This is a genomic window from Neptunomonas japonica DSM 18939 (genome assembly GCF_000422765.1).
GTDB lineage: Bacteria > Pseudomonadota > Gammaproteobacteria > Pseudomonadales > Balneatricaceae > Neptunomonas > Neptunomonas japonica.
Genome location: NZ_KE383915.1, coordinates 146,535 through 160,036 on the forward strand (window position 1 = coordinate 146,535; position 13,502 = coordinate 160,036).

Consider the following 13,502-nt stretch of genomic DNA (forward strand, 5'->3'; position numbering starts at 1 on the left):
GCATAGATCATTACGAGGAATTTTCATTTTATTTGAGCAATTTATAAATAAAAAAGACAAGATAACTTGCCTTTTACTTTTCTAAATAGACAACACAGATAACCGCTAATTCCGCGATGTTTGCTTTAACTTTTTGAAGATCACTTTCAGGCTTTTCTGCATACGACCAATAGCATCGGCAAGCTCACCTATTTCATCTTTTGAATTGACCGTAATGACAGTATCCATTTTGCCCAAACTCATTTGGCGAGCACTTTCTGCCAGCTCACGAATAGGCTTGACCAGCGCGCGGTTTGAAAGCCACAAGTTAATAATAATAATCAAGATCAAAATTGCCAGGCCCACTGAAAGCGACAAGATCATCATGGTTTGAATTTTCTCATCTACCTCTTGCTGCTTTAACAAAACAGCATCATCTATATCATCGATATAAAAGCCTGTTCCAAGCATCCAGCCAAACTCTTTAAGCGCAATAGCATAACTCAACTTAGGGACCTCACGCCCTTTCGAAGGCTTATCCCATAAATAGCTTACATAACCACCACCATTTCGAGCAGCATTTACAAGGTCTTCGATTAATCGCACACCATTCACGTCAACTAAATTAATCAAGTTTTTGCCTTCCAGCTCAGGCTTTGCAGGATGAACCTTAGTGACACCCTCATAATCAAAAGCAAAAATGTAGCCATCATCATCACCATAGGAGATTGATCGCAATGCAGTTTTTACTTTTTCACGTGCCGTATAAATATCACTTTCTGTTTCAAGAATAGGTCGAATCGAGGTGGCGGTGATTTCCATATAGTTTCGTAACGACTCTTGCTTGGACGCCATCATTGTATAGCGAATTTGTTCAACCTCCTGCATGCCTAAAGTGCGCATTTGATAGATCGATACCGACATAATAGCGGCAACGGTTAAGATCAACGGAATGGCCGTCAGAATTAAAATCTTTTGCATTATTTTAAGGTTTTTCACTTTGGCGCTCCAAGGCTGGCGGCTGCACAAACCACCTATTTTTATTCTTTTTAGACATACCACTTTTTATAACGGCCTTGGGACTATAGTAGACAAATTGATTAATTAACAAATTATACGAAGGGAAAAAGCTGAGGTTCCACTTCCAATTCTACACAGAAAGAGGCTAGTACAGATGCCTGAATATCAGACGCTAATGCGAGTAATTCGGCTCGATCACCGCCACCAAAATGTACTAACACCAACGCTTGCTTTTCATACACGCCAACATGCCCTACACGCTTACCTTTCCAATCACACTGATCAATCAACCAGCCCGCAGCAAGCTTCATAAAGCCCTTGTTTTCTGGGTAAGCAACTATGCTAGGCCATTGTAGCTTTAGCTGTTCAAACTGAGCCTGAGTAATCACAGGGTTTTTAAAAAAGCTTCCCGCATTGCCCAGTAAATCAGGATCAGGCAGCTTACTACGGCGTACAGCGCAAACCGCATCAAAAATTTGCTTAATATCAGGCAGGTTAATGCCCTGATCTATAAAATAGCTCTGCAGTGCTGCATACCGAATGCTCTCGTCCTGACGGCAAGAAAGCCTAAGCACCACCTCGGTAATAATGAATTGTCCTGGAGACTGCTTAAATACACTATCGCGATATGCAAAACCGCAATCATCATTGAATAACTCAACAAAACGCCCCGTTTCTAACTGATATGCGCGTACCTTAAAGACAATATCTTTCATTTCTTGTCCGTAAGCGCCAATATTCTGCACAGGTGCAGCTCCAACACGGCCAGGGATAAGAGCCATCGACTCCATACCAGACAAACTTTGAGCAACACTCCACGCAACCGTTTCGTGCCAATTTTCCCCCCCCCCTACAACAATATCGACAGTCTCTTTTGAAAGAACGCTATTCGCAACACCTTCTTGAAGAACCTTTTTACCCATAATATCAATACGGATAACAAGACCATCAACCTGAGGAGCCATTAATACATTGCTCCCGCCGCCAAGCACTCGTACGGCAAGGTCATTTTGCTGGGCATAATCTATAGCAGCTACCAACTCGGCCTCACTCGTTACTGCTAAAAAGTATTCAGCAAAAGCAGAAAAACCTAATGTATTACTAGCTTGAAGCGAGTGATTTTTTTGTAGTTTTTGTTCGATACTCATCAACGCGGCACTTGCTGAAGTTTTAGCAACAACCCCATTGAGGCATTTTCAACCAGATCCAAAACATGGCTAAAACCTGCGTCACCGCCGTAATAAGGATCAGGAACTTCATGTTCAACGCACTGAGCAAAATCTAAAAATAAGCCTAAATGCCCTGCATAATCAGAAGGAGCTATCGCCTTAAGGTTACTTAAGTTCTCCTCATCCATCGCAAGGATATGCGTAAACTCAGAAAAATCGTGAGAGATAGCCTGACGCGCACGAAGGTGATCTAGCTGATAACCACGCTCTGCAGCAGCTGAGGTAGCCCGTGAATCAGGCGGGTTGCCTACGTGATACGCAGCCGTTCCAGCAGAATCAACATCAATCGCACCCGCTAAGCCATGCTGGGCAACCAGTGTTTCAAATACACCATGCGCTGTTGGTGAACGGCAAATATTACCCAAACAGACAAAAAGAACGCGAGCTTTTTTCATTCAAAACAACCAATTAAATAAATATTCTAAAACAGAAAATAACTATCGAAACTATCAACGGCAGATATTATAAATCAATTAGTTATCAAATGGTTTTACAAATACAGTTAGCGAGTAAATGCAACTGGCTTTTCAATTTCATAGATGGCATCTGTTATGCTTTCAAGTTGTTTTTCAATCATAGCTTGTGCGTCGTGTAGCCCTTGGTTGTAGTAATAAGCACCTACCTCTTTTGAAAAAAAATCTAGCAAAAACTCTGCATCAAACTGTCCCATATCCTGATCCAACTCGTCTTGAAAGTAGCCTTGTATCTTTTGAATAATCACACGCTTGTGTTCAGGGGTGAACTCTATTTTTGACATGAGCCATAATTCCTTTAGCAATTTTTGGGCACGAAATAGCGCATGTTAATTATCGCCATAGTATGCGCCGTCTGGTACAAAGCTCGTTGTATGTTTTTCTACTCGTAATGATTATCGGAGACGTATCGAGCACTTCTGAAGCATTACTGGGCTTGCCTGTAATCTTAGCCTAGCTTGCCCATTCACATAACTATGAAACACAAGCCGACACTTACGCATTAGAGTTTTTACGTACACGTAACATCCCCCCCACCGATTTTCCGACCTCATGCTAAGATTGGAAGGTACTCATCATAAAAGCGCTGGGCTCGATAATGGCAACGTTTACATATAGTTTATGTGTTCAATCAGTTTGTATTTCATGTTGCTCCAGCAAAAAGCCCTTTAACTGGTACAGATCCTGAAGTCCATTAAGCGCTTCGGTCGTTTTACCCTTTTGCTTCAATTCCATCAGTTTTTTTGCAAGCACATGAACTTCTTCATGAAGCGCCTCTACCTCAAGAAAAACCGCCGGATCTTTGTAGTATTTCTTACCTTCGCCATTGAGCCAGAAACCAAATCGACAGGCGTTACACTCCATCATCGGTACTTCGCCGCTGTCCTTCAAATATGCTTCGACTGACGCTATCCAAGATCGGTGCTCAACGGTGGCAACACAGGCCAGTAACGCATCACCACTTTTTTCTTGTCGATTCAGCCATATTTTTGGTGGCTCCCAGTCAGCAACCCAGGAGGGAATATCTTGCGATGGCATCGGATAGGCAATGGCGTACCCCTGTGCCAATTGGCATCCAAAATCAAGCAACATGCAACCATGTGCAATGGTCTCAACCCCTTCAGCAAGAGCTTCACGGCGAAACGCTCTCGCTAAGCTTAAAACCCCCTCTAGAATAGCAAGATCATCAGGGTCGTTGAGCATGTCGCGTACAAAACTCTGGTCTATTTTCAGGGTATGGACTGGCAACCGTTTCAAGTAAGTAAGTGAAGAGTAACCTGTACCAAAGTCATCTAAGGCAACTTTAATGCCTAGTATCAAACATTCTTGAATCACTTCGGATGTTTGAACAACATCTTCCAAAGCGCTAGTTTCTAGTATCTCAAGTTCAAGGTCGCTCGCGGGTACATCAGGGTATTCATCTAATAAAACAGAGAGCTCTCGGACGAAGTTCGCTTGTTGAATTTGCAGAGCACTGATATTGACACTAACAGACATGACAAGTCCTTCTGATCGCCAGGCACGCATCTGAGCCAATACTGTTCTGAGTACCCAGTCACCCATCTCGATCATAAGAAAATGATCTTCGATGATAGGTAGAAAAGCACCAGGAAATAGTAGCCCCTGCTTAGGGTGTTGCCATCTGATAAGGGCTTCCACTCCTGTCACTGCGCCGCTGAACATATTCACTTTAGGCTGGAAGTGAAGTACAAATTCCTGATTTCCTAACCCTTCGCGGATACGCTCAATACTGGCGTGATGAACGCGAACAACACGGTCTTGTTCCATATCAAAAGTATTGAAGCGATTTTTCCCCGACAGTTTAGCCTGATACATAGCCTGATCTGCCTGACGCAGCAATTGATCTGCATCGATGTCATCACCCTGAGGATAAAATGTTACACCCACACTGGCCGAAACCCGCAAAACAACACCTTTATCTACTACATCCTCAGACACGGCTTTTAAAAGTCTTTCCAACATGAGCTCACAATATTCGGGGCTTGGCAGGTCATGAAGTACAGTGACAAATTCATCTCCCCCCAGACGAGCCAGCGTATCGCTATTGCGTAATGCCTCCTTCATGCGGCCTGCCACTACCGTTAGTAACCGGTCCCCTACATCATGGCCATGATTGTCATTGATCGCTTTGAAACCATCTAGATCGATATAAGCGACTGCTAGCTTTAGTCCGCGACGGGTCGTTTGAGCCATAGACTGCTGTAGACGATCAGAAAACAGAATACGATTCGGTAAGCCAGTTAGTGCGTCGTAATGAGCAATATGCTCTAAGCGCCGCTGATGCTCTTTCAATTGAGTGACATCACGTGCAACGGCCAGTACCGTACTCACATTTCCACTTTCATCGAGGTCTGGTGTCATGGAACAGGTGAATATCTTTTGCCCTAAATTGCTTTTCAGGGTGAATTCAATGTTACACGCAACGCCACTCTCAAAAGTCTGGTTAATGCCAAACTCCCAAGCCACACAGAGATCTTCTTGAAATTCCAATTCTCGGTGTGTTTTGCCAATAAAATCTTCAGCCGACAGCGGGACGATGTAACTTATGTTGTCCGATATATATAGATGACGCCCTTGCTCATCGAAACGGCTGATAATATCCGGTAACGCAACAATCAAGGTACGCAGCGCTTCTTCGCTATGTCTTAGTTCTTCTTCAGCGTGCTTACGTTCAGTAATATCTAAATGCGTACCGACTAGTCGGCGAGGAGAGGATACAGTCCCATTAGCATCATGAGCAAGTTGCGCGCGGGCTAAGATATCGACCCAACCTCCATCCTTGTGGCGCATACGAAACTCAATAGAGTAAACAGGAGTGCGACCTTCTAGGTAATCAGCTACATGTTCGTACACCTTATCCTTCTGATCAGGTGCAACCAATGAAGCCCAGGTATCCAAGGTTGAACCGAGTTCGTCATCAGCATACCCCAACATGGATTTCCAACGTGGCGAGTAATAAACATCATCAGTTTCCAGATTCCAATCCCACAGGCCATCGTTGGCACCCAGTATGGCCATTTCAAGCCGCTCTTGACTTGCTAACAATTCAGCTTGTGAGTGATGAAGTTCCTCGGTCATTTCTGACAAGGATGACTGTATTACTCCCCACTCATCATGACGAGTTACCAATACCGTAGTGGCCTCCCCCCTCTTTATTGAGTGGATTAGCCTCAAAGTATCTCTTAGTGGTTCCCGAATATTTCGCCTATTAAACCAGCTAATCAGTAGTAAAAAGAGTAGCGCGATAAGCAGTGAAAATCCCAAAACTTGAAAGCTTGAACTTCTGACAATCTCACTGATCTCTTTCTGAACAGTAGCCGAACGGCTAAACGTTTCCTTGTCCATTCTTTGTATGATACTGAGCACATCGATCTTGGCATCAAGCATCTGTGTAATAATGTTCTGAAGTTCACTATTTAAAGTAATATAATCCTCTAACGAGATGCGGTATCTTACCAAATCGCGACTCAGCTCTTCACTAGCCTTGGCAATATTTTGTGTCGACGATGTCAGCGTTAATAAACGCAAAGACATATCTTTAACAAGCCAAATGACGTCACGCTGACTCGTACGGTCGTCAATAATATATCCGCCGAGCTTTTCAGCTGTACGCTTGCCCACTAGAAATAGTGTTTCTCTGAGACCTGCAGCCAATGTCATGAGTTGATCAAGATGTGCCGTTGTTTTATTGGCCAACACTTCCTGTATAAGAGCTTCTCCGATTGCCTGCTCTAGCTGCGCCAGATCGGACGCGGTCTGCATATCAATTTCGTGGTGATTAGACAAATGCTGGTTAAGCAGATCACATTGAATAATGAGCGCATCTGCCGATGTACGGAAGGTTTCGAAAGCAGCAGCAAGCTTTTGGTCTTGCAGCTTGCCCGCAAGACCTGCCAAATGCTCAGATAGTCGTTTACTTAATTCTGGAGAACGTGGTTTCTGACTACATTCATGGCTTAGCCTATCCAGATCAGAAAAAGCAGAAGAGATCTCTCGTCCCAAGAAAGCATTTTCAATGACACCCGCGACCTCACTACCAGCAACTTTAGTTGCGAGCAGTTTAACACGATCAAAACCGGCGCCTGAGATGAGTGCAATTGCACCAAACGCCAATGCATTAAGTACAGCCAGTAATATAAGTTTACTGGAGGTTTCTGAAATAAAACGTGGAATGATCATCAAATTTTACGGTTGCTGGCTCACCAAAGCAGCCCCTCTCAGTAAAAGAGGTTTTAATGGCACTTTATTTTTTTCTAATGCGCTAACATTGATCACCCTCTGCCCTTTAGTATTTGTGACCACGGGAATTTGCTCAACGAGCGTGCCTTGCATTGCTTGCAACAGCATCTCAGCAGCGGTTTCCCCTTGCTCTTGACCCGTTTTAACGACTGCTGCCCAAGCACCTTGTTCTACCTGATAACGATTACCACCGAGGATGGGGCCTCCATAGTTTTGATTGAGGTATTTAAGCACCTCTTTGCTGTTCAACGCTTCTTGCTCATACCCAAGGACACCTTCCACACTGTCAACAAAAAGTGTATCGCAATGCTCACGTAAACTATCATCAAGTTCGTCTAGCTCATCTAGCGACTTAACGAGATGAAAGTCATGGACCTTAACTGGATAACTTTCTTGCTGTGATATCACCTGATCACGCAGGGCCTCGCCAGATGGCACATTATTGGTGACAAAACAGGCGGACTCTATCGAAGGTATAAGCTGCTTAGCGAAAGCTAATGACTCACGCACATGCGCACGTTCTAACACGCCCGAAATATGAGAGTTTGGGTACCCGTATTTCTCATTGTGTGCATTAACGCCGTTAAACATTATTGGCGTATTGACTTGACCTTTTAATGACGGCACCACCAACATAGATTGAGCATTATCATCAACTGCGATCACCCCATGAGGCGCTAAAGTCTTATATAAATTCAATGCTTGCTGAGCCATTTTAGGGCCGCCTGCACGGTCTACTTTAGTGTTCATATAGAAATAGGTAATATCGGAAGAGCCACCCAACACTGAATCTATTCCTTCGCGTATTTCCATACACCAAGGGTTTTGTTCCTCATAGCTCATGACCACGAGTACTTTATAATCAGCGGCAAGTGATACCTGCCCAAAGCATACTAGAGCACTACCAAATAACAGTTTGGAAAAATAACGTTTCATACACCCACCCCCTCAAACAACAATGCATTCATTGAGCTTAGTTCAACCCTAAGCAATTGCATTATGAGAAACACTAAAATTACGCATGAAAATCAAGAAATTACCTGCTTGCACCTACCTATTTGCTTCACATGAATATGGCAATTAATCCTACTGCGAATAAAAGTGGCAGTGTACGTCCTCATAATAAAACATACCTACTCTGGGTCTATATAACCGATCATTTTACTTAGTTTGACACATCCAAATTCGCTATTCCAAAAGGAATGTGAACCATTGGAATATCCCCTGCGCCTGATTCAAGATGAGAGCGCTGGTCATCAAAAAACATGTGAGGCGTAAAACGTGACAAGATTCTGTTTTTATCCATCCCGCCGAGAAAAAAAGTCTCATTCGCACTCACACCCCACGATTCAAGTGTTGTGATAACACGTTCATGCGATGGTGCATTACGCGCGGTCACGATAGCGGTTCTTATTAATCGTTTATAATGACGATTCTTTTCAATCTCTTCATCTTCTAATTGCTGTAAAAAAGAGAGCTTTTTAAACAGGTCAGCCAGCGGCCCTGGTTTATGCGGTATATGAGCATTTTGAACTTCGTGGGCTTGGAACACAGGAAGATCAGAATTTTTAAATACACTTTCTGCTTCGTCATCTGCGATCACTCCGTCAAAGTCAAAAGCAATTCTTAACTCATCACTGCCTTCATCATTAACAGACTTACCCGGCAATACAACACCTGCTGGAAAGCCTGCATCAATTGCTTTTTGTACGTCTTTCTCATTGGCTGATAAAAACAAAGAAGCATTAAAAGCGGGCACATACTCAAAAGGAGACTTCCCTTCAACAAATGCGGCACGCGTAATATCCAACCCATAGGCCTGTATCGAGCGAAAAACACGCTTACCCGTTGCCGCTGAGTTGCGCGAAAGCAATACAACATCTACCGGCTCTTGTTCGGGAAAGTGGCTATTGATGTTTAAAAATCGTTTGATAAAAGGAAAGGCAACACCTTTGTCCAAGAGCTTATCAAGATTATCTTCCTGAAACTGCTTATAAGCTTTAGGGCCATGCTCTTCAAAAATTGAATTAGATTCACGAAGATCAAATAAAGCGCTAGATGATACGGCAATCACTAACTTGTTATCGATTGGGTAAGACATGAAATCCCTTTAATTACTCAACGAGTAGTTCATAGTAATAGCTAAGAAGGGAAAGATGGAATACTTGAAGAAGATAAAAATGCAGTTAATGCTCTAAACAAATTCTCTACGTATATAGCGCGTCGACTTTAAAAAGCTGACGCGCTTTGTGTGCTGTGACATTACAGCCTAGACTAACTGCTGCATAAAACTCTACTAAACAGTAAGAGGAGCTTCCTTAGCTGCATTTTTCTGTTCCAGAGCAGCGGAAGCCATATTACGTGCAAATAGCTCCATTACATCTATGCCCGCATCTGGGTTTTCACTGGCTTCATCCATTGCATCGACCATGGCCTTTACCGTAGGCAAAGTTTTCTCAACGAGCTCAGTGATATAAAACTCAGGCGATGTGCCAGTATATTTGTGATAACGATCAAACAGATCAAGTGTTTCTGGTTGTAGTTCAATCTGTACCTGGGTTTTAGTCGCCATTCTCTATCTCCTGCTCGATTTTTATCATTATGCTTTAACTATAAGTCCCTGTAACGCGCTTAATTAGTGCCAGAATTTTTTGTTTTTTAGGACCAGAGCATTTATATCGTACTTAGATGAGCATATCTGGACATATCAGACCTCTCAAATTGGCCCTACTGCTTCCTTGCATGATCTTTATGCTTGAGGATAGCCTACTGGCGCTTACGAATTACAAGAACTTATATAAGAATAAACAGGTAAAGCTATGTCTGAATACAGCACGCTTAAAACGATGGGACTTAACGATCCCCACGCTATCAGCCACTACAAACTCAGCCAAAAAGATGATCAGGAAGTTCTGAAAATTTACTTTAAAAACTCTGAGACTTCAGCTCTGCCTGAAAGCAGCTCTTTCTACTTTGAGTGTAATAAGGTGGTTGCTGCCGATGCTCAAGCACAAGAGAAAAGCAAACATAACGGAGGAAGCGATCCTGTTCTGATGGCCGCCATTACAGAACTAAATACGCTCTCAAAAAAGCACAGTAACAGCGACCGCCGCGCAGTTTTGATGGAAGAGCTGAATAAAATGGAACAAGTAATGGCTGCTAAAATCCAAGAGCTACGTAACGATCTAAGTAGAATGGCTTAACCGTTTCACCTCTTTATTGATAAAAAGCTAGCCGCTTTACCTGCATAAAAAAACGGATGAACAAGTCATCCGTTTTTTCACACCTACCTTTCCAAAACAAGCTTATAGCCTAAGCAACCCACAAAGACTTAGCGTTACAAAACTCTCGAATACCGCTAATGCCTAACTCACGACCAATACCTGAAGCCTTTACGCCACCAAACGGCATGCGAACATCGCTGGCAACCTGGGCATTAACAAAACCACAGCCCACATCAATCTGACGCAAAATTGCTTCTCCCTTCTCAAGGTCTTGAGTCCAAATACTTGCACCCAAGCCAAAGCGAGTAGCATTTGCCTGCGCAATTGCATCCGCTTCATCACGAACAGCAACGATGGCAGCAACGGGGCCAAAGATCTCTTCATTAAAAGCAGTCATGCCTAACTTCACATTATCTAGTACAGACGGCTCATAAAAATAACCAGCACCTTCAATGGGCTTACAACCCGTCAATGCCCGCGCACCTTCAGAAATAGACGCCATTACCTGTTGATGAACCTTGTCCCGTATATCTAATCGAGACATGGGGGCCAGTGTCGTACCAGGATTAAGTGGGTCACCGTGTTTCAACTCATTAACCCGCGATACCATAAGCTCGGTAAACTCTTGCATTCTACTAGGCACAACAAGAAAGCGTTTGGATGCAATGCAAATCTGCCCTGCATTACCAAACCTAGCCCGCATTGCCACATCCATCGCTTTATTGAGGTCTGCATCATCCAATACGATAAACGAATCTGATCCGCCTAACTCTAAAACAACTTTCTTAAGGTTTTGGCCAGCTAACGCTGCAATTTGTCGCCCTGCCATTTCGCTACCCGTAAAGGCCACACCATGCACACGATGATCAGCAATGACTAAACCCGCCTGCTCAACAGAAATAGCTAAGTCAGTCACCAATCCTTCAGGCGCACCCGCATCGCGTATCAGCTTTTCAATTGCTTTTGCGCAGCGCGGCACATTAGGTGCGTGCTTTAGCAACAACCCATTACCCGCCATTAACGCAGGTACAAGACAACGAAAGACCTGCCATAAAGGGAAGTTCCACGGCATGATGGCAAAGATAATGCCGAGCGGCTGATAAGTCACTAGACTTCTGCGCGCCGGTGTTTCGATCAGATCATCTTGCAACATCTGCTCAGCATTATCAGCGTAGAAACTACACGCTCCCGCACACTTATCGACTTCTCCTAACGCTTCCGGCAACAGCTTACCCATCTCAAGAGAAATGGTTTCAGCTAACATTTGGCGGTTATCGGTTAGCTGCTGAGCAATAGCATGCAGCAATGCTGAACGCTCTGCATAAACTGAACAGCTCCAAGCATCTGCTGCTTGCTCTGCAATGCTAAGCTTTTGCTCCAATTGCTCATTAGTCAGCATATCAAATGCCTCTAACAACTCACCATTTACCGGATTACGTGTTTCAAAATTCATGACAGCTCTCTCTACTTCGTTATCTCATTACGCATTTATTTAGCGGAATATTTCAGCTTACGTACGCTGATCACCATGAAATAGGCGAACAACATGACGCGCTTCAGCGAAGAACAACCAACGCTCAACCAACAAACCCGCGATGACTAACAAAGCAGCAATAACGGTTAAAGCACTGCTCGCTGCTAGCAGTAATAGAAATGGCATAACAAAAGCGAGTGCTAACATCAACAAACGTAGACGCACTAACTTATTGGCCTCAACGGTATAACCAAACTCATTATTCAAGAAACCATTTGATGTATGACCTTGATCCAGCAAGCGAACGCTTGCTTGTGTAAAACCGGTTGCCGTTTTGATCGTGCTACCAGCAGGCTTACCAATCCAAAACAGATAAACCACTTTCACCACTGCGCCCAATACCAACAAACCCATTGCCATTTGCAATTGAACAGCCGCTAACTCACCAGCCACTAGTGCTTGAACAGCCGCCAGCAGTAAAGAACCTGACATTAAGCCTAGAGCAATATAATTTACAGGTGTTAGTGATGAGTTCCACTGACGAATAGTTTTCAAGCTAGCGTAGATCATGCTCGTACAGAACAATGTCACCATCGCAAGCACTGCTGACACCAATCCACACAGCGCTACAAAAGTGCCTACTTCAACACCCTGAAACCAAACACCCGCAAGGTAAATCAAGGTAAACGGGTAAAACAATACCGCAAACACTGCTTCACGTGACAACCACGATGTTTTAAAACGACTGAACGAGCGCCATGCGTTTTTCGGGTTTGCCAAATGTAATGTAGATGAAAGAAGGCCCACAGTAATCATCACTAGCGCTAACACACCGCCACCGATCAGTACGCTATCTTCTTGAGGTGCAAAACCACTCATGTGACCCAGCACCATTAATGTGATCAGACCATAACCGGCACCTGACATCACGGTAAATACTAGAACTGAAAAAGCCGGATGCATATTACAATCTCCGTTTTTCTCGACCAAAACGCTGGCCGTTTTATTATTATGCGCCTGCTCCTTAAACAAGGAGCAGGCTCTATCTATCTCACTATTGCTCAAGCATCACGACTACAAGAAAAACAGACAGCGTTTTACTGCCGTATTTTCAAATGCAGTCGCTTGAACACTTAGCGTGAAATAACCTTATTAACCCAGCCTTTAACCGTATCTTTCAACGATGCAGGCTGATACTGCTCCACAACCGGTTTATTTCGCGGTGGCAAATAAGTATTTACAGGGTTATAACCTAACTCAGGTAGCAGCTGCTTACCGGCACGTTCGCGCACCAATTTGCTGACTTCTGAATTAGGGTCATCAAAGTCACCAAACACACGCGACTTAGTCGGACAGGTCATTACACACGCAGGTTTACGCTCGTCTTCCGGTAATTTCTCATCGTAAATTCGATCCACACACAAGGTACATTTTTTCATTGTCCCTTCTTGCGGATCCAATTCACGTGCACCATATGGGCAAGCCCATGAGCATAAGTTACAACCCATGCACTTATCTTGATCGACCAGCACAATGCCATCTTCAGAACGCTTATATGAAGCGCCCGTTGGGCACACCGTTACACAAGCCGCATCATCACAATGCATACATGACATCGGCATATGCACAGTTTTACTGTTCGGCGAATCATCCACCTCATAAGTACGAATACGGTTTAACCAAGCACCATTAGGGTTACGACCATAAGGGGCTTTATCCGACAAGGGACCAATGGTGCCCGACGTATTCCATTGCTTACAGGCTGTTGCACAGCCATGACAACCAACACAGGAATCCAGATCAACTACCAGACCTAATCTCATCTTATTATTCTCCGTCTGCA

The 13,502-nt window shown here is 43.9% G+C and carries 13 protein-coding genes; 2 read left to right on the forward strand and 11 right to left on the reverse strand.

Annotated features, from left to right (window positions below):
• Window positions 1–105: 105 nt before the first annotated feature.
• From G511_RS0118435 to G511_RS0118450, 4 genes are all read right to left on the reverse strand, one after another.
• A complete protein-coding gene (locus tag G511_RS0118435; RefSeq protein WP_028470950.1) occupies window positions 106–978 on the reverse strand; it encodes a cache domain-containing protein in 873 nt (290 codons plus the stop codon).
• A 113-nt stretch (window positions 979–1,091) separates the two neighbouring features.
• On the reverse strand, window positions 1,092–2,147 hold the full coding sequence (murB, locus tag G511_RS0118440) for a UDP-N-acetylmuramate dehydrogenase (protein WP_028470951.1): 1,056 nt from the start codon (window positions 2,145–2,147) through the stop codon (window positions 1,092–1,094).
• On the reverse strand, window positions 2,147–2,623 hold the full coding sequence (locus G511_RS0118445) for a low molecular weight protein-tyrosine-phosphatase (RefSeq protein ID WP_028470952.1): 477 nt from the start codon (window positions 2,621–2,623) through the stop codon (window positions 2,147–2,149). Before G511_RS0118445 ends, murB begins: the two co-directional genes overlap by 1 nt.
• A 107-nt stretch (window positions 2,624–2,730) precedes the next feature.
• Window positions 2,731–2,985 (reverse strand): DUF2164 domain-containing protein, encoded by a 255-nt coding sequence (locus G511_RS0118450; RefSeq protein ID WP_028470953.1) that lies wholly within the window; start codon window positions 2,983–2,985, stop codon window positions 2,731–2,733.
• A gap of 20 nt (window positions 2,986–3,005) precedes the next feature.
• On the opposite strand from G511_RS0118450, the gene G511_RS24965 reads away from it, so the two are divergent.
• Complete coding sequence (locus G511_RS24965) at window positions 3,006–3,158, forward strand: M48 family metalloprotease (protein WP_425411414.1); 153 nt, start codon at window positions 3,006–3,008, stop codon at window positions 3,156–3,158.
• 170 nt (window positions 3,159–3,328) lie between these two features.
• Here G511_RS24965 and G511_RS23395 read toward each other — a convergent pair whose 3' ends face one another.
• From G511_RS23395 to G511_RS0118470, 4 genes are all read right to left on the reverse strand, one after another.
• Window positions 3,329–6,901 carry an EAL domain-containing protein gene (locus G511_RS23395; RefSeq protein WP_051222227.1) on the reverse strand — a complete coding sequence of 1,191 codons (3,573 nt, stop codon included), beginning with the start codon at window positions 6,899–6,901 and terminating at the stop codon, window positions 3,329–3,331.
• A gap of 6 nt (window positions 6,902–6,907) precedes the next feature.
• Window positions 6,908–7,897, reverse strand: a complete 990-nt coding sequence (locus tag G511_RS0118460) for an ABC transporter substrate-binding protein (protein WP_028470954.1) — start codon at window positions 7,895–7,897, stop codon at window positions 6,908–6,910.
• Between the two features lie 229 nt (window positions 7,898–8,126).
• Window positions 8,127–9,062 (reverse strand): 5'-nucleotidase, encoded by a 936-nt coding sequence (locus G511_RS0118465; RefSeq protein ID WP_028470955.1) that lies wholly within the window; start codon window positions 9,060–9,062, stop codon window positions 8,127–8,129.
• A 195-nt stretch (window positions 9,063–9,257) separates the two neighbouring features.
• Complete coding sequence (locus G511_RS0118470) at window positions 9,258–9,533, reverse strand: hypothetical protein (RefSeq protein WP_028470956.1); 276 nt, start codon at window positions 9,531–9,533, stop codon at window positions 9,258–9,260.
• Window positions 9,534–9,780: 247 nt separating this feature from the next.
• Between G511_RS0118470 and G511_RS0118475 the strand changes: the two genes are divergently transcribed.
• Window positions 9,781–10,164 (forward strand): DUF3461 family protein, encoded by a 384-nt coding sequence (locus G511_RS0118475; RefSeq protein ID WP_028470957.1) that lies wholly within the window; start codon window positions 9,781–9,783, stop codon window positions 10,162–10,164.
• A gap of 109 nt (window positions 10,165–10,273) precedes the next feature.
• Here the strand turns inward: G511_RS0118475 and G511_RS0118480 are convergent, their stop codons facing one another.
• The 3 genes from G511_RS0118480 to G511_RS0118495 all read right to left on the reverse strand — a co-directional run bounded on the left by G511_RS0118480 (window position 10,274) and on the right by G511_RS0118495 (window position 13,482).
• Window positions 10,274–11,638, reverse strand: coding sequence for an NAD-dependent succinate-semialdehyde dehydrogenase (locus G511_RS0118480; protein WP_028470958.1), 1,365 nt, complete (start codon window positions 11,636–11,638; stop codon window positions 10,274–10,276).
• Between the two features lie 57 nt (window positions 11,639–11,695).
• Complete coding sequence (locus tag G511_RS0118485) at window positions 11,696–12,622, reverse strand: dimethyl sulfoxide reductase anchor subunit family protein (RefSeq protein WP_028470959.1); 927 nt, start codon at window positions 12,620–12,622, stop codon at window positions 11,696–11,698.
• 170 nt (window positions 12,623–12,792) lie between these two features.
• Complete coding sequence (locus G511_RS0118495) at window positions 12,793–13,482, reverse strand: 4Fe-4S dicluster domain-containing protein (protein ID WP_028470961.1); 690 nt, start codon at window positions 13,480–13,482, stop codon at window positions 12,793–12,795.
• Between the last annotated feature and the right edge of the window lie 20 nt (window positions 13,483–13,502).